The organism is Cyanobium usitatum str. Tous (assembly GCF_003011885.1).
Classification (GTDB): Bacteria; Cyanobacteriota; Cyanobacteriia; order PCC-6307; family Cyanobiaceae; genus Cyanobium_A; species Cyanobium_A usitatum.
This window is the reverse complement of record NZ_PXXO01000003.1, coordinates 144,064-159,606: the sequence shown is the minus strand read 5'-3', so window position 1 is coordinate 159,606 and position 15,543 is coordinate 144,064. Positions and strand designations below refer to the sequence as shown.

The following is a 15,543-nucleotide window of genomic DNA, read 5'->3' as shown; positions in this document are numbered from 1 at the left end:
TATGGGAAGGGTTTATCGCGCTCCATCAGCGCCTCCTGCACTACAACCCCGACCTGATCGGTGCCCGCGCCGGCCATCGACCTGGGACAGATCCGCTCAACGGTGGCACTGGTGACAGGGGCGAGGCTGGGCGGTGATCGACGACTTCTGCAAACACCTGGTGCCCCGCCACCCCGCCAGCTCAACTGCGTAGAGCTCTGAGGGCAGGATCCGGCGCCGCACCACCAGCTGCTGCAAGCTGCTGGCAGGCCTAATGGCTGAGCCGGATCGAAACGGCCTGATCCCGCCCCTTAGGCTGCCAGTCTTCCCTCTACCCGCCCCCGTGCTCGACCAGCGCCTCCTGCGCGACAGCCCTGAGCTGATCACCACCCAGCTGGCCCGCCGGGGCATGGCGCTAGACCTCGCTCCACTGCAGCAGATCGCTCGCCAGGAGAGGGATCTCGAGGAGCAGCGCAGCAACTTTCAAGCCGAGGGCAACCGCATCGGCAAGGCCGTAGGGCAGCTGATTCAAGGCGGATCTGCGCCAAACAGCCCCGAGGTGCAGGCCCTGCGCGATCAGGGCAACGCCATCAAGCAGCAGGTGGCCGCCCTCGAGGAGCAGGAAAAAGCTCTCGAGCTGCAGCTGCGTGAGGCCCTATCAGCCCTGCCCAACCTGCCCTCGCCCGAGGCGCCCGATGGTCGCAGCGAAGCCGACAACATCGAGATCAAGCGTTGGGGCAGCCCCCGGGTAGAAGGCGGCCTGCAGGAGCACTGGCAGATCGGCGAGCGGCTCGGCCTGTTTGAAACCGAGCGCTCGGTGCGCATCGCCCAGAGCCGTTTCATCACCCTGCTGGGCGCTGGCGCCCGCCTGGAGCGGTCCCTGATCAGCTTCATGCTCGATCTGCACACCGCCAAGGGCTACCGCGAGGTGATGCCGCCGATCCTGGTGAATTCCGCCAGCCTCACCGGTTCGGGCCAGCTGCCCAAATTCGCCGAGGAGAGCTTCCGCTGCGCCGACGACGACCTCTGGCTCACCCCCACCGCCGAGGTGCCAATCACCTCCCTGCACCGCGACGAGGTGATTCCTGCCGAGCAGCTGCCGCTCAAATACGCCGCCTACACCCCCTGCTTCCGCCGCGAAGCCGGCAGCTACGGCCGCGACACCCGCGGCCTGATCCGCCTGCACCAGTTCAACAAGGTGGAGCTCTACTGGTTTTGCCATCCCGACCACTCCGCCGCCGCCCACCAGCAGATCACCGCTGACGCGGAAGCCGTGCTGGAAGCCCTCGAGCTGCCCTACCGCAAGATCGAGCTCTGCACCGGTGATATGGGCTTCTCCGCCGCCCGCACCTACGACCTCGAGGTATGGCTGCCCGGCGCCGGCTCCTACCGCGAGATCTCCAGCTGCTCGGTGTGCAACGACTTCCAGTCGCGCCGCTCCGCCATCCGCTTCAAAGATGGCAAAAACACCCGCCTGCTCCACACCCTCAACGGCTCCGGCCTCGCCATCGGCCGCACCATGGCCGCCCTGCTCGAAACCGGCCAGCAGGCTGATGGTTCCGTGCGCCTACCCGCAGCTCTAGTGCCTTACTTCGGTGGGGACAGGATTGGTGGGGGGTGATGGGGGGGGTAAAGCCGTTAGCGTGATGTCAACCAACCATGCGGCCTGCCCATGGGATCCACCAGCCTCACCGACCTGCTGGCTCTACCCGCAACAGAGCGTTTGGAGCTCGCCATGGGCTTGTGGCAAAGCCTTGATCACGCGGAGCAGGAACAGGCCTTGGCGGTGAGTCCAGCCCTGATCACTGAGCTGGAACGACGCTGGAGCCGGCATCAGCACCGCCCTGAGGAGTCCCTGAGCTGGGAGCTTGTGCGCCAAGAGCTCGGTCTGGAGTGACGTCGGCTGGGATATCACGGGCTGTGCGATTTTTGCCTGAAGCCAGGCAAGACCTAATTGAAACCCGCCAGTGGTACGACCTGCGACAAGCCGGTTTCGGTACTGTGTTCGCCCGGGCGTTCGCCGATGCCATTGAGCGGATGCAAGCGCAGCCCCTCAGCTATCCAGCGGTGGTGGGTTCAATCCGACGGGTGATCCTCCAGCGGTTTCCATACGCCATTTACTTCCGCGTCGAGACCGATGAAATTGTTGTCTTGGCTGTACATAGCCGCCAAGATCCAGGTCGTTGGCGCGAGCGGATCCCACCGACCAACGCACCGTGACCAACCGCCTGGGAGCAGGAAGATGGATCAAGCCCAACACCTGAGCACCCAACTGGAAGGAATGGAGCGTCTGGTGGATGGCGAAAACGGAGCCATCCTGTTTCGCCATCCCAGTCTGCGTGGCATTCCCGATCTGGTACTCGAAGGGGATGGCTACACCCTTGAATTCATTGGTGCCACCCTTCTCTGCGTCGACATCCGCAATGCAGCAGGCCTGGCCAAACTCCTGGCCGAGCCTTTCAAAACTCAACTTCCAGTTGCTGTCTAGCCCACTCCAAGGGGATGGCTACGGCCCAAGGGCACCGACCGGCACCACCACAACCCCATCGGTCCGGCGATAGCCGTACCCCTTGCCGCAGATCACGGCCAGAAACGCCGCTGACCCCGAGCGTTGGCTGTCGATCTGCGCTGAGAAGCGCTTGAGGTTGGCGGCGGCCTGGTCAACCTGCCCCTCGCCGAGCATGATCTCGATGGCTCCCCAGCGCCCATCGCGCAGCTGCACGATCGCATCCGCCTCCACCCCGTAGTCATCGCGGTAGTGCAATACCTCTCCTTCCAGGGGTTGGCTGAGCACGCGCAAATCGCGGATCACCAGTGATTCGAACAACTGCCCAAACCACTCAAAATCCTCCAGCAATCGCTCCGCAGCAGCCCCGCTGGCCGCCAGCGCCAGCGATGGGTCGACGAAATGACGCTTTGGGGCCTTGCGCAGCCGCGCCCTCGAGCGCAGATGGGGAGCCCAGGCGGGCTGATCTTCGATCACCATCAGCTGCTCCAACGCCTGCAGGTAATCCGACACGGTGCGCTCATCCAGGGCGCCATCGGCGCCACCCGCATCGGCGGCCAGTGTTGAAAGCCTGGCCTCAGTGGCGCAATGGCGCCCGAGAGAGCGCAACAGTGCCCCCACTCGGGCTGGATCGCGGCGGCGATCCACTCGGCTGATGTCAACCTGCCGCACTTGCTCGAGATAATCGCGAGCGGCCCGGCTCGCCGCTTTCAGGGGCCTGCCCTGCTGCGCGGGCCAGCCGCCGCGGGCAATCAGCGCACCGAGATCGTGCACGCTCAGCCCTGGATCCGCCACGGCCTGCACCTCGCCGGCAAACAGCTGACGCAGCGACGCGGCGCCGTTGGAAACTCCGGATTCGAACAAGCTCATTGGCCGCATGCGCAGGAACCCGAAACGGCCGGCGCCAGTGTGGCGGCTGGCATCTTCCGCCGGCACCACTGAGCCGGTGAGCAGAAACTGGCCGGGTTGATCGGAGGCATCGACGGCCTTGCGCACCTGATTCCAGAGCTCGGGTGCCACCTGCCACTCATCCAGCAGTCGCGGCCTTGCTCCTTCCAGCACCAGCCTCGGCTCCACCGCCAGGGCCTGCCGCGCGGCCTGGTCGATGTCGAGCAGCACGCGGGAGGCGGATTGCTGCGAGGCCGTCATCGTCTTGCCGCAGGCCTTAGGCCCTTCGATCACCACAGCACCTGCGGATTCCAACAGCTCCCGCAGTTCACCATCCACGATCCGGGGGCTGTAGACAGGCACTCAGGCTCACTAATGCGGTAAACACCGGCATCTTAATGCGGGAAATGCGGAGCTTCGAATCCGGTTTTTGCAGGCATCGTGATGATGCTTTTGCCGACCAGCTGGCGTCAGTCGATGGAGCGCCCCTTGGGCAGGAGTGCCCGTGACCGGCACCTCATGCTCCAAACCCGCTTGCTGCAGCAGGGGGCGATCCCAGGGATGCGCGAATCGATCCTTGAAGGCATGGCCACCGCCCTACGAAGCCCTTGTTGGTAATCTGAACGGTGCCTACTCACGGCGCATCAACATTCAGCACCGGCTGATATACCAGGTACTCGATAACGAGCGCAGGGAATACTTATCGAGCCGACCAGGGCAGATAGGCATGCACGATTGACTGAGGGTTCAGCTAATCGCGCGTGTCTTGGCTGCGTATCTAGGCACAGTGCCGGAGCCGCCTCACCTACTTCGGGAACAAAAACTGAATCTGAGCCCGGATCGTGACATCACCGAAAAGATCAGGCTTCACCACATTGGCGTAAGCCTGCAGAGACGCATTGATCGGTTGCTTGCCGATGCGAAACAAGCGGCCCACACCGCCGCCCACCGGCAGAATCCACTGGTCGCCACTGGTCGCCCGCCAGTTGGCGGTGATGATCGGCGAGGTCACCAAATACCAGCCGTGGGGCAGGTTGTAGTTGATGAAGGGCTGCAGCAGGAAAGCACTCACCGAGCTGCGATCGCTATTGCCCGCAAACGACCAGACGTTGTTCACCAGCGCCCCAGCCACCCAGGGGCCCTTGCTGTACACCGCCACCGCCGCCGGCCCCGCAGACCACTTACCCCGGCCCAGGCTGCTATCGCTAGCCGTTGGCAATACAAGCGTGGGTCCAAAACCAAAGGTCCAAGCGCCCCTGCCCTTGGGCACGAAGAAGAAGCTGGGGTTGAGATCGCCGATGCCATTTTGATTGCCCGTTGCCGTCGGCTGGCTCAGCACCGGCAGAATCGTGCGGGTCACCAAAGTGAGATCCGGGCTGAGCGAAAACGGCACCACTGGCTGAATATTCAGCAGGCTCTGGGTTTGGTCTTCATTGGGCCCAATGCCCGGGGTGAGGTTGTACTGAAACGGAACGCTGACCAAATTCGAGATCGGGTTCTGGGCCTCAGTGGCCAGCGCCTCGGTTTGGGCTTCCTGCACTGCTTCTTGCACTGCTTCTTGCACTGCCTGCGGCTCTGCTGGTGCCGGCTCTGCTGAGATGGGCAGTTGCAGCAAGTTGGCGCAGATCAGGGCACTCAAGAAGCGAGTCATATGGGTAAAAACAACTACTGCCGAGGCGGGATCTTAAGAGTCGAGCTGCTGCTGCCACGGCCCGGATTCGGCGGGGAACACACGGCTGCAGCAACTGGACTTAGCCAAGACTTAGTTCAGCGTTTAAGCGTGCATGCCGCCCCCCTGCCCCCAGGCAAACCCAGCACAATGGATGCATAAATAGCGGGGCCTGGATGGGCGTTCTCACAGCACTGGCGATCCTGGCGGGGCTGATCGTGGTGCACGAGGCAGGGCATTTCTTTGCCGCCACCTTGCAGGGGATCCGCGTCAGCAGCTTTTCGATCGGATTTGGGCCGGTGCTGTTCGAGCGCCAGCGCCGCGGTGTGCAATTCGCCCTAAGGGCCATTCCCCTGGGCGGCTTCGTGGCCTTTCCCGATGACGATGAAGACAGCCCCATCCCCAAAAACGACCCCAACCTGCTCAGCAACCGGCCCCTAGCCCAGCGGGCCCTGGTGATCGCCGCCGGCGTGTTGGCCAACTTGGTGCTCGCCTATGCGGTGCTACTCGGCCAGGGCCTGGTGCTCGGCATACCCGCCGGTTTCAGCGCCAGCCCCGGCGTTCTGGTGAGTGGCGTGCAGCCCGGCCTAGCCGCTGCAGCTGCCGGCCTCCAGCCGGGCGACCGCATCTTGAGCCTCAATGGCAGCGATCTTGGCGGCGGCCAAAGCGCCGTTGCCGCCTTGGTGGAGCGCATCAAGGCCGCCCCCGAGCAAACCCTGCGCCTCGAAGCCGAGCGCAACGGCCAATCCCTGCCCCTAAATCTCACCCCCGCCGATCTCGGCGGCGTTGGCCGCATCGGCGCCCAGCTGCAACCCAATGGCACCGAGGCCTTCCGCCCCGCCCGCACGCCCCTGGAGCCCTTCCGCCAGGCCAACCACGACTTCGCCGCCCTCACCAGCCGCACCGTGGAAGGGTTCGTGACCCTCGCCACCCACTTCGGCGAGACCGCCGGCCAGGTATCTGGCCCCGTAAAAATTGTGGAAATGGGGGCGTCGCTGGCCAAGCAGGGCGGCAGCAGCCTGTTCATCTTCACCGCCTTGATCTCGATCAACCTGGCGGTGCTCAATGCCCTGCCGCTACCCCTGCTCGATGGCGGTCAGTTCGTGTTCTTACTGCTCGAGGGCCTGCGGGGCAAGCCCCTGCCAGAGCGCTTTCAGATGGCTTTCATGCAGTCGGGCTTTGTCTTCCTGGTGGGATTGAGCGTGGTGCTGATCGTCAAGGACACCTCCCAGCTACCGGTCGTGCAGCAGCTGCTTGGGCGGTGAGCCTCACCGCCGCAAGGTAAGATCGAAAGCACTTATCCGATCGCAGTTCAGGCCGCATGGCGAAGAAGTCGATGATTGCGCGCGATGTCAAGCGCAAGAAGATGGTTGAGCGTTTTGCCGCCAAGCGCTCTGCCCTCAAGGCAGCCTTCGACGCCGCTGCAGGTCCCATGGAGCGTCTGGAAATTCACCGTAAAATCCAGCTGCTGCCCCGCAACAGCGCTTCCAACCGCGTGCGCAACCGCTGCTGGGCCACCGGCAAGCCCCGGGGCTATTACCGCGATTTCGGTCTGTGCCGCAACCAGCTGCGCGAGCGTGCCCACAAGGGTGAGCTGCCAGGAGTGGTCAAGTCTTCCTGGTAATCAGCCAAAGATTCCTAAGGCGCCTACGGGCGCTTTTTTTATGGCCAAGAAAGGCCATAAACGCGATAAAAAGCGAAGGTTGCCCCAGTAGTAACGGCCTAAATGCGAGAATGGTCCCTGACAACAACAGGACATAAGCGCACGTGCAAGGACAAACTCAGTCGATCTCCTTCGATGGTCGGGAGATCCGGCTGACCACCGGTCGTTTCGCCCCCCAGGCTGGGGGCTCGGTGATGGTTGAGTGTGGTGATACCTCGGTTTTGGTCACCGCCACCCGCTCAGGCGGTCGCCCAGGCATCGATTTTCTGCCCCTAACCTGCGATTACGAAGAGCGTCTCTACGCCGCTGGGCGCATCCCTGGCAGCTTTTTCCGTCGCGAAGGCCGTCCCTCTGAGCGGGCGATCCTCACCTGCCGCCTGATCGATCGGCCGATCCGGCCCCTATTCCCCAGCTGGATGCGCGACGACATCCAGATTGTGGCCACCTGCCTCTCCCTCGATGAGCGCGTGCCACCCGATGTGCTCGCCGTCACCGGCGCCTCGATGGCAACTCTGCTGGCCGGCATTCCCTTCTATGGCCCCATGGCCACCGTGCGGGTGGGTCTGCTGGGCGACGACTTCGTGCTCAACCCCAGCTTCCGTGAAATCGAGCGCAGCGAGCTTGATCTGGTGGTAGCTGGCACGCCCCAGGGCGTGGTGATGGTGGAAGCCGGTGCCAACCAGCTGCCCGAGCAAGACGTGATCGAAGCGATCGACTTCGGCTACGAAGCGGTGTGCGAACTGATCAAGGCGCAGCAGAACCTGCTCAAGGAGCTCGGCATCGAGCAGGTGATCCCCGAACCTCAGGTCATCGACCCCACCCTGCCCAACTTCCTTGAAAAGGAATGTGCCGGTGGCATCGGTGAGGTGCTCAAGCAGTTCTCCCAAACCAAAACCGAACGCGACGAGAAACTCGACGCCATCAAGGCCGAGGTGAGCGAGAAGATCGCCGCCTTAGCCGAAGACGACCCGATCCGCTCCGCTTCCAGCGGCAAGGCCCTGGGCAACAGCTACAAGGACCTGACCAAAAAGCTGATGCGCGCCCAGATCCTCCAGGAGGGCAAGCGTGTCGATGGCCGCAACCTTGATGAAGTGCGGCCGATCAGCGCCGCCGCCGGCGTACTGCCCAAGCGGGTGCACGGCTCAGCGTTGTTCCAGCGCGGCCTCACCCAGGTGCTCTCCTGCGCCACCCTCGGCACCCCGAGCGACTCCCAGGAAATGGACGACCTCAACCCGTCCACCGAGAAGCACTACCTCCACCACTACAACTTCCCCCCCTACTCCACCGGCGAAACCAAGCCGATGCGCTCCCCCGGCCGCCGCGAAATTGGCCACGGCGCCCTGGCTGAGAGAGCGATTGTGCCCGTGCTGCCCAACAAGGAGTCCTTCCCCTACGTGCTGCGCGTGGTGTCGGAGTGCCTCAGCTCAAACGGCTCCACCTCGATGGGTTCGGTGTGCGGCAGCACCCTCGCCCTGATGGATGCCGGCGTGCCCCTCAAGGCACCAGTGAGCGGCGCCGCCATGGGCCTGATCAAGGAGGGCGAGGAGGTGCGCATCCTCACCGACATCCAAGGCATCGAAGATTTCCTTGGCGACATGGACTTCAAGGTGGCCGGCACCGAAAAGGGCATCACCGCCCTGCAGATGGACATGAAGATCACGGGCCTAAATATGAAAACCGTGGCTGAAGCCGTTAACCAGGCCCGCCCAGCCCGGCTGCACATCCTCGAGAAGATGCTCGAGGCGATCGACAAGCCCCGCGACACCATGTCGCCCCACGCCCCACGCCTGCTCAGCTTCCGCATTGATCCGGAACTGATCGGCACCGTGATCGGACCCGGCGGCCGCACGATCAAGGGCATCACCGAGCGCACCAACACCAAGATCGACATCGAAGATGGCGGCATCGTCACGATTGCCAGCCACGATGGCGCTGCCGCCGAAGAGGCCCAGCGCATCATCGAAGGCCTCACCCGTCGCATCAGCGAAGGCGAGGTATTCAGCGGTGCCGTGACCCGCGTGATCCCAATCGGTGCCTTCGTGGAGATCCTGCCCGGCAAGGAAGGGATGATTCACATCTCCCAACTCTCCGAAGCCCGAGTGGAGAAAGTCGAAGATGTGGTGAACGTGGGTGATCAGGTAACCGTGCGCGTGCGCGAAATCGACAACCGCGGCCGCATCAACCTCACCCTGCGCGGCGTGCCCCAAAGCGAAGCCCCTGCACAGGAGTGAAGTCCGCCTGGCTCGCCTGATCTGGGAGTCAATCAGTTCGCCTGTAGCCGGTCACCCTGTGGCCGGCTTTTTTGTTGGAAATCAGCGCATGAGTGGGATCGCCCTAGCGCCAACTAAAAACTAAAGATCTGGGAGGGGCCAACTACATTTTTCGAAGCGGGCTAAGTCCTAGCTAAGTCCACCAGCAAAAAGCGACCACTCCTCTCGGTGCTGCCCTAAAAAAGCAACAGACACACCTGACCTGGCAGGCTCACCAAATCTGATGGGCCCATGCCAGCGCCACCAGGCATCGCCACCGATAAACAAAGCAGCAAGACACCAAGCAAGGCCAGCAAGCGATATTGCTCAAAACAGAGCATGAAACGCCGCACAATTGCTGGCTCTGGCAACGGTGGCGCGTCAGCAGGCAGCAAGCTGGCTAACAACACCAGTAACAGGGCCAAGGCAAGGGGCCGCAGCCAGATGTCATCAACTAGCTGATAAGCAAACAACGAAACCAGTAGAGGCATGGCCATCGGGCTGGCGTGGCGCCATTGCTGACGACTCCATGGCACAAATCCGGTCGTGAGCAATAGGGCAAAACCAGTACCAGCAAGACCTGTCCAGTAGAGAAGAGCCACCCAGATGTTGTGGGGGGTGCAAACAGGTGAACCGGCCTGAATCACCGGAATGCCATGGCCAAACAATGGTGCATCGGCAACATGACGGAGGTAAAGCAGCCAGTAGGGCAGCCTGAAGACCGTTGGAAGTGTGGCCCCCTTCGGGGGAGCAGCGAGGGATTGCTGCAGTTCGGTGCCGGCGCGCTGGCCAAATTGCAACAGCATTGTTCCCTCGTTGAGCAGCAGTGATAAAGCAAACGCGGCAGCCAAACAGCAGGCCAGGATCTGCACAGCGCTGACATTGCGCCGTTGCACCAGCAGGCCCACCAGGGCCAGCGAGATAGCGATCAAGGCCCCATCGCCCTCGCTCAGCACCACCTGGGTGCAGCAAAGCAGTGGCACGGCCCAACAAACAAACCACCAGAAGCGCCGTTGTCTCTTAATCACACCCTGCTGCAACTGCTGCAGCAGGGGAATGAAGGTCCAGAGCAGGAGCAGGCTCACCTGATTAGCCCAACGGGCATTGAGATATAGATAGGGCGTTTCCATTTCCAGCTGGCCGCTGGGGCTCAAGCGCCGCATCCAGGCGTAGGGCTGCAAATCGAAGCCATGCATCACCAGCCACAGGCCCACATCCATACCCACTAGGGCCACTGCCAGCAGGGCAAGCAGCCGGATGCCTTCATCTCGCCGCTGACGCCAGCCATCCACAAGCAGGGGCAGCAAGCCAAATTGCAGTAAAGCCACGCCAACGAAACCCAGGGAAATCCAAGGAATCGGTCCCAGTGCACTACCAACAAGCGCCACCCCCCCAAACCCCATTAGCCCCAGTCCATACCAGCCTGAACCGATCGGCCGACCCAACCAGGACGCCGCCTGGGGCCTGTAACACCAGGCCAACATCCCAAGTGCCAGCCCAACCTCAACAAGCCGCTGAATCTGAAACTTGCCGATCGGATTGCCGACGCCGATCGAGGCGACCGCCCCAATCAGCAGCAAGGCCAGATACCAGCGCAAGGGGCTCTCAAACAAGCCCGGAAGATGTTGAAGAAAAAAGCGATTCCGGAATGAGCGTTGCAGCGATGCAGGTGCCGTCACGCCGCGCAGTCAAGGAGTCTTGAAGGTAGCCAGACCAACCGACATCACCACCCAACCCACATAAAACAAACCCCTAGCCAGGCACTCAAACAACAAAACCAGGATCAATCACAGCCATCGCATCCGCCGCTTTTTCGCATAGTTCGGCGTGGGCTAGGCCGTGGCTGGCGATTAGACAGCCGGCCTGGCGTACATCGCCGCTGTTGTAGGCCAGGGCGCGGCCGTCGGCATGGCTGAAGGCGCCACCGGCGGCGCGCAGCACCGCCTCAGGAGCGGCCATATCCCAATCCTTCGGGGCGCTCTTGCCCGACAGGGAGATATAAAAGTCCGTCTCACCGCGCAGGATCGTGGCAACCTTGCCGCCCACGCTGCCGATCGCCTTGGTGTCGCCCAGGGCCAGGGCCGCCAGCAGCTGCTCGAGACGCTGGTCGCGGTGGTTGCGGCTGGCCACCAGCACCAGCTCCCCCAGTGCGCGGCGGCCGCTGAAGCGCACGGGCGAGCGCACACCAGCTCGGCTTTCGCACCAGGCCTCTCCTGCCGAGCCCGCCAACCCCGGCATCACGCCCAGCCACAGCTCCTCCAGCTCCGGCAGCAGCACCACCCCCAGCACCGGCTCGCCGCCGTGCACCAGGGCCAGATGCACCGCGTATTCGCCCGTGCCCTGCAGAAAGTCTTTAGTGCCATCGAGGGGATCGAGGATCCACAGCCACTCCGCCGCCAGGGGCTCGCCTTCAGTGAGCTGCTCCTTGGCGGTTTCCTCGCTCAGCACGGTCCACGCGGCCATGGGGAAGGCTGCGGCCAGGCCCTCCAGCAACCACTGGTTCACCGCCAGATCCGCCGCACTCACCGGACCCTCGCCGCCCTCATCCACGCTTAACGCCGGCGGGAAGCCATAGGGGGGCTGCTCGCCCCGGCCGTAGGCCAGCAGGATGTCGGCCGCGCCCCAGCTCAGCCGCCGCAGCTCCACAAGCAAGCCTTCGAGCGCAATGCCTGAGGGCAGGGGGAGGGTAGCCGGCATCATGGGTTGGCAGGGTTCAGCATTTTGCAGGAGCCCACCCCAAGCCGTGCAAGCCCCCGAACCCGCCCCCGGCGTGCTCTACCTGGTGGGCACCCCCATCGGCAACCTGGCCGACCTCTCACCCCGCGCCCGCCAGGTGCTCGCCGGCGTGCAGCGCATCGCCTGCGAAGACACCCGCCGCAGCGGCCTGCTGCTGCATCAGCTCGGGCTACGCCATAAGGAGCAGGGGCCGCGGCTGGTGAGCTTCCACGCCCACAACCAAACCGCCCGCATCCCCGAACTGCTCGCGGCTCTCGCCGCCGGCGAAGCCCTGGCCGTGATCAGTGACGCCGGGCTGCCGGGCATCTCCGATCCTGGCGAGGTGCTGGTGGCGGCGGCCCGCACAGCTGGGCACAACGTGATCTGCATTCCCGGCCCCAGCGCCGTCACCACCGCACTGGTGAGCAGCGGCCTGCCGTGCGGCCGCTTCTGCTTTGAGGGCTTCCTGCCACCCAAGACCAACCAGCGCCGTCAGCGACTGCAGGAACTGCAAACTGAGCAGCGCACCATGGTGCTGTTTGAAGCCCCGCACCGGCTGCTCGATCTGCTCGACGATCTGCTGGCGGTGCTGGGTGATCGGCCCCTGCGCGTCGCCCGCGAACTCACCAAAAAGCACGAAGAGCAGGTGGGCCCCAGCGTGAGCGCAGCCATCGAACACTTCCGCCGCACGCCGCCCCAGGGGGAATGCACCCTGGTGTTGGCAGGCGCCCTGCCGCCAGAGCCCCTGGCCTGGGATAGCGCTGCCCTCAGCGCCGAGCTGCAGGAGCTGCAGCGGGCCGGCCACAGCAGCAACGCCGCCGCCAAGCTGCTGGCCGAGCGCACCGGCCACAGCAAGCGGGAGCTTTACGCCCTGCTGCACCAGGAGTCCTGACCGGGCAGACTGCAGCCAGAGCGTTCTACTGTTGCCCTGATGGTCTTGCGCCTGCGCCTGCTTGCATCCAGCCTGCTGGGCGGTGGCTTGCTGCTAGCGATTCTCTGCCTGGGTGCTCAAAACCTCGACCAGCGCCCCAGCCTCAACTTGGGCTTTGCCCGCAGCACCCCTCTGCCAGCCGGTTTTCTGGTGGGAATTGCTTTAGTGATTGGCGTACTCAGTGGCGGCTGCAGCGCCGCCCTGCTCGCCCCCCGCAACGAGCAACTGCCCGGGGATTAATTTCCCAGAAATTAAATGCCTGGCAATTAACTGCCTGGCAAAGAGTAGAGGCTGCCCTCCATCACCACCCGGCTGATGCCTTGGGCGATTAAGTAGGGCGCAGTGCGCTCAAGAATACGAGTGTCTGGCACCTTGATCACCCGCTGGGTGCGGCCGCAGTGGCGTTTGGCCTGGCGGGGATTAGCAAACACCATTAGAGCCTGCCGCTCCTCTTCGCCATCCGGTAGCTGGCCAAGTTCGGGGAAGTCCTTGAGCGGCTTGGCTTGGAGCTCCACTGTTTTGTCCACCAGCATGTAAATGCTGGCTGGAAGGGGCGCATCTGCGAGCGGCTGGCATTGGGCCGGCTCACCAACGTGATCCACCAGCAACAGCGGCACGGCCACAAACTGGTCGGCTAGGTCGTCGTCAGCGAAGTCGAGTTCATTGGCGTCATCGCCAAAATCATCGGCGTCATCGATTGCCAGCACCGCATGGTCTTCGTCGTCGCCAGCCGGCTCTGGCAGCTCAGGCTCTGGCAGCTCAAGCGCAGGGGGTTCAGGCTCTAGGGGTTCAGGCTCCAGGAGTTCAGGCTCTGATGGAGCTAGTTCTGGAGCGGCTTGTTCTGGAGCAGCTAGTTCTAGAGCAGGTTGTTCTTGTGAAACTTTGAGCGGCCGGATGCGTTGCTGCTTGAGCTGCTCGTATTCAGCTGGATCTAGACCAGCCTTCACCACGCGGCTCACCGTGTTGGTGCTGCAGCCATAGGCCTCTGCCAGCTCGGCGCTTACTTCACCAGCGCGGTAGCGAGCCACGATCTCGATCTTCTGGCTGTCAGTGAGCCGGGTGGCAGCCATGGGGCGAGAGTTGCGCAGCAGACCAGTGTAGGCCTAAAGAGCCAGCAGGTTTAGGGGGTAGGTGGCTTGACGTTCGGGCAGCTGGCACCGTTGAACCTCGAGGCGATGCGCGCTGAGCCCTGTTGATAGATCTTCTGGGCTTTTTGGGTATCACCCGCAGCCTGGGCGGCACTGAGCTTGCCGGCAAATTTGCCGCAGGCCTCATCCAAGCTCATAGCCTGGGCGCCCAAGGGAGCCGCAAGGGCCAACAGGCCAGCAGCAGAAAACAGCAGGGCGAGCCGCATTTCAAAAAAGATCTCTACAACCACTTTGACGCCAGGGCAGCAGTTGTGTGGCCCCCACCTGCTGAGCGATCATGGCAACGGCTGCTCCCTTAGCTCAGCCGGATAGAGCAGCTGCCTTCTAAGCAGCCGGTCGTGTGTTCGAATCACACAGGGGGCGTTTCAATCAGGGTCTGCTTTCTCAGCCCCAAAAGCTTTCTGGCACAGGCTTTTGGGTTGACAGGTTTTGCCGGCCCCTGCTCGCGTGTGCCAGGCTGTGAGAAGGACCTTCTCACATACCTTCTCACATGCCAGCGGTCCCGCAATGGGATGTTCTGCTCCGCGGCGGCGTGCTGCGGGCCCTCGGCCAGAGGGGCTGCCGAAGCGGCTGGACGGTCTCGAACTTCAGGGGGAGGGCCCGGCTTCACATCACGGCTCGCGCAGGTGATGGGCATCGCAAGCAGCTGCTCCTGCCCTACCCCTGGGAGTCAGACCAACTCGAAGCCATCCGCGACGGCGTGTTGACGGTCTACGAGGCCTTTCAGAACGGAGCCCCTCTCGAGCTGGCCATCGCCGAGCTGAGTACAGCGAAGGCTGAGGCTGAGGCCAGGCGCCAGGCAGAAGTCCTGGCAAGCGAGCCCTCAAACGTGCAGCCGAGTGTTTCACCTCCCACGACAACTAGCCGATCGGTCCCGATTGACTGGGCCGGCTTGATCCGCCGCTACCAGCAGCACAAGCTGCGCAGCGGCGAAATCAAGGAAACGACTTGGGAACGGCTTTACAAGCCGCGAATGGCACTGCTCCTAAAAACAGCGAAAGGGCCACCGGCTGCCCGCGATGCAATCCAACTGCTTGAAGCGCAAGCTGATCTTTGGAGTCAGCGCCCTGGCTGCCGAACCAGAAGACTGCAAATTCAGTACACCGCTGCTCTGCTGCGTTGGGCGGTCAGCCAGAAACTGCTTCCAGCCCAATGGGCTCCGCAGCCTGACCTCTCAACAATCATCGGCCGGTCACGGGAGAGCCGAGCGGTCACCACGCCGATTAGCGTGGCAGACATCCTGGCGATGGTGCAGGCCATACCGGACCCGCGCTGGCAGTTTGCCTTTCAACTGCTCAGCGCATTTGGACTGCGACCCGAAGAGCTACAGCATCTGCAGCTTCGCCAGGGACGGCTCTGGTGCACCTATGAAAAGGTTGCCTCTCGAGGCAAAACCAAGCCCAGACCCCTGCGTCTGCTGCCCTGTGACCAATGGGCCACGGAATGGCGGCTCCTCGAGACCTTTGATCCGGCAAAGCTGCCCCCCATGCGAGCCGGCTTCGGCTCGGATTCCTTTAGTCGCTACCTTCTGCGGCGAGAGCACTGGCAACACCTTCGCCAGCAGTACGAAACCCAGGGAGAAAAGTTGGTGCTCTATTCCTGCCGGCACAGTTACGCCCACCGGGCCCACGTGATTTGTGACCTCCCTCCCAAGGTGGTGGCCGCCGCTATGGGTCACAGCGTTCAGACCCACCTCGCCGCATACAGCCGCTGGTGCGGGGATGACGTGGTGGATGACGCCTTCAGCAAAGCAGCACAACGACTCAATAACAGGACGTCGTGAACCTGTTGCCGT

The 15,543-nt window shown here is 63.2% G+C and carries 18 protein-coding genes and 1 tRNA gene; 13 read left to right on the top strand and 6 right to left on the bottom strand.

Translation table 11 applies throughout. The features are described from left to right. Positions 1–322 precede the first annotated feature (322 nt). The 4 genes from serS to C7K55_RS04060 are packed head-to-tail and all read left to right on the top strand — an operon-like array spanning position 323 to position 2,467. Complete coding sequence (gene serS, locus C7K55_RS04075; protein WP_106502190.1) at positions 323–1,600, top strand: serine--tRNA ligase; 1,278 nt, start codon at positions 323–325, stop codon at positions 1,598–1,600. A gap of 51 nt (positions 1,601–1,651) precedes the next feature. Further along, positions 1,652–1,876, top strand: a complete 225-nt coding sequence (locus C7K55_RS04070; RefSeq protein WP_106502136.1) for an addiction module protein — start codon at positions 1,652–1,654, stop codon at positions 1,874–1,876. 32 nt (positions 1,877–1,908) lie between these two features. Further along, entirely contained in the window at positions 1,909–2,199 is a 291-nt protein-coding gene (locus C7K55_RS04065) for a type II toxin-antitoxin system RelE/ParE family toxin (protein ID WP_206603466.1), read from the top strand. Positions 2,200–2,221: 22 nt separating this feature from the next. After that, positions 2,222–2,467: a hypothetical protein gene (locus tag C7K55_RS04060; RefSeq protein ID WP_106502134.1), complete on the top strand. Its 246-nt coding sequence runs from the start codon at positions 2,222–2,224 to the stop codon at positions 2,465–2,467. Between the two features lie 18 nt (positions 2,468–2,485). On the opposite strand, the gene C7K55_RS04055 is transcribed toward C7K55_RS04060, so the two are convergent. Beyond that, positions 2,486–3,736 carry an ATP-binding protein gene (locus tag C7K55_RS04055; protein WP_106502133.1) on the bottom strand — a complete coding sequence of 417 codons (1,251 nt, stop codon included), beginning with the start codon at positions 3,734–3,736 and terminating at the stop codon, positions 2,486–2,488. Between the two features lie 84 nt (positions 3,737–3,820). On the opposite strand from C7K55_RS04055, the gene C7K55_RS14005 reads away from it, so the two are divergent. Together C7K55_RS14005 and C7K55_RS14210 are read left to right on the top strand one after the other, a co-directional pair. Continuing rightward, the gene (locus C7K55_RS14005; RefSeq protein ID WP_241518159.1) at positions 3,821–3,991 is read left to right on the top strand and encodes a hypothetical protein; all 171 of its coding nucleotides are present in this window, start codon (positions 3,821–3,823) and stop codon (positions 3,989–3,991) included. Continuing rightward, positions 3,951–4,112 (top strand): type II toxin-antitoxin system YoeB family toxin, encoded by a 162-nt coding sequence (locus C7K55_RS14210; RefSeq protein ID WP_254969491.1) that lies wholly within the window; start codon positions 3,951–3,953, stop codon positions 4,110–4,112. Before C7K55_RS14005 ends, C7K55_RS14210 begins: the two co-directional genes overlap by 41 nt. Positions 4,113–4,178: 66 nt before the next feature. Here C7K55_RS14210 and C7K55_RS04045 read toward each other — a convergent pair whose 3' ends face one another. Further along, on the bottom strand, positions 4,179–5,024 hold the full coding sequence (locus C7K55_RS04045; protein WP_106502131.1) for a neuromedin U: 846 nt from the start codon (positions 5,022–5,024) through the stop codon (positions 4,179–4,181). A gap of 194 nt (positions 5,025–5,218) precedes the next feature. Here C7K55_RS04045 and rseP point away from each other — a divergent pair, with 194 nt between their 5' ends. From rseP to C7K55_RS04030, 3 genes are all read left to right on the top strand, one after another. Next, positions 5,219–6,307 carry an RIP metalloprotease RseP gene (rseP, locus tag C7K55_RS04040; RefSeq protein WP_106502130.1) on the top strand — a complete coding sequence of 363 codons (1,089 nt, stop codon included), beginning with the start codon at positions 5,219–5,221 and terminating at the stop codon, positions 6,305–6,307. Between the two features lie 56 nt (positions 6,308–6,363). Next, positions 6,364–6,666, top strand: coding sequence for a 30S ribosomal protein S14 (gene rpsN, locus C7K55_RS04035; RefSeq protein WP_106502129.1), 303 nt, complete (start codon positions 6,364–6,366; stop codon positions 6,664–6,666). A 143-nt stretch (positions 6,667–6,809) separates the two neighbouring features. Further along, positions 6,810–8,936, top strand: coding sequence for a polyribonucleotide nucleotidyltransferase (locus tag C7K55_RS04030; protein WP_106502128.1), 2,127 nt, complete (start codon positions 6,810–6,812; stop codon positions 8,934–8,936). Positions 8,937–9,151: 215 nt separating this feature from the next. Here the strand turns inward: C7K55_RS04030 and C7K55_RS04025 are convergent, their stop codons facing one another. Beyond that, complete coding sequence (locus C7K55_RS04025; RefSeq protein WP_106502127.1) at positions 9,152–10,567, bottom strand: hypothetical protein; 1,416 nt, start codon at positions 10,565–10,567, stop codon at positions 9,152–9,154. A gap of 151 nt (positions 10,568–10,718) precedes the next feature. Next, positions 10,719–11,654 (bottom strand): 3'(2'),5'-bisphosphate nucleotidase CysQ, encoded by a 936-nt coding sequence (locus C7K55_RS04020; protein ID WP_106502126.1) that lies wholly within the window; start codon positions 11,652–11,654, stop codon positions 10,719–10,721. Here C7K55_RS04020 and rsmI point away from each other — a divergent pair. Next, positions 11,653–12,561: a 16S rRNA (cytidine(1402)-2'-O)-methyltransferase gene (rsmI, locus tag C7K55_RS04015; protein WP_106502125.1), complete on the top strand. Its 909-nt coding sequence runs from the start codon at positions 11,653–11,655 to the stop codon at positions 12,559–12,561. The two genes, C7K55_RS04020 and rsmI, sit on opposite strands and share 2 nt — an antisense overlap. A 39-nt stretch (positions 12,562–12,600) precedes the next feature. Then, complete coding sequence (locus C7K55_RS04010) at positions 12,601–12,840, top strand: hypothetical protein (protein WP_106502124.1); 240 nt, start codon at positions 12,601–12,603, stop codon at positions 12,838–12,840. A gap of 26 nt (positions 12,841–12,866) precedes the next feature. On the opposite strand, the gene C7K55_RS04005 is transcribed toward C7K55_RS04010, so the two are convergent. Together C7K55_RS04005 and C7K55_RS04000 are read right to left on the bottom strand one after the other, a co-directional pair. Then, positions 12,867–13,670, bottom strand: coding sequence for a hypothetical protein (locus tag C7K55_RS04005; protein ID WP_106502123.1), 804 nt, complete (start codon positions 13,668–13,670; stop codon positions 12,867–12,869). Between the two features lie 50 nt (positions 13,671–13,720). Beyond that, on the bottom strand, positions 13,721–13,978 hold the full coding sequence (locus tag C7K55_RS04000; protein ID WP_106502122.1) for a hypothetical protein: 258 nt from the start codon (positions 13,976–13,978) through the stop codon (positions 13,721–13,723). A 59-nt stretch (positions 13,979–14,037) separates the two neighbouring features. Here C7K55_RS04000 and C7K55_RS03995 point away from each other — a divergent pair. Beyond that, a tRNA-Arg gene (locus tag C7K55_RS03995) sits at positions 14,038–14,111 on the top strand. Between the two features lie 127 nt (positions 14,112–14,238). Next, on the top strand, positions 14,239–15,531 hold the full coding sequence (locus C7K55_RS03990; RefSeq protein WP_106502121.1) for a site-specific integrase: 1,293 nt from the start codon (positions 14,239–14,241) through the stop codon (positions 15,529–15,531). Positions 15,532–15,543: the final 12 nt, after the last annotated feature.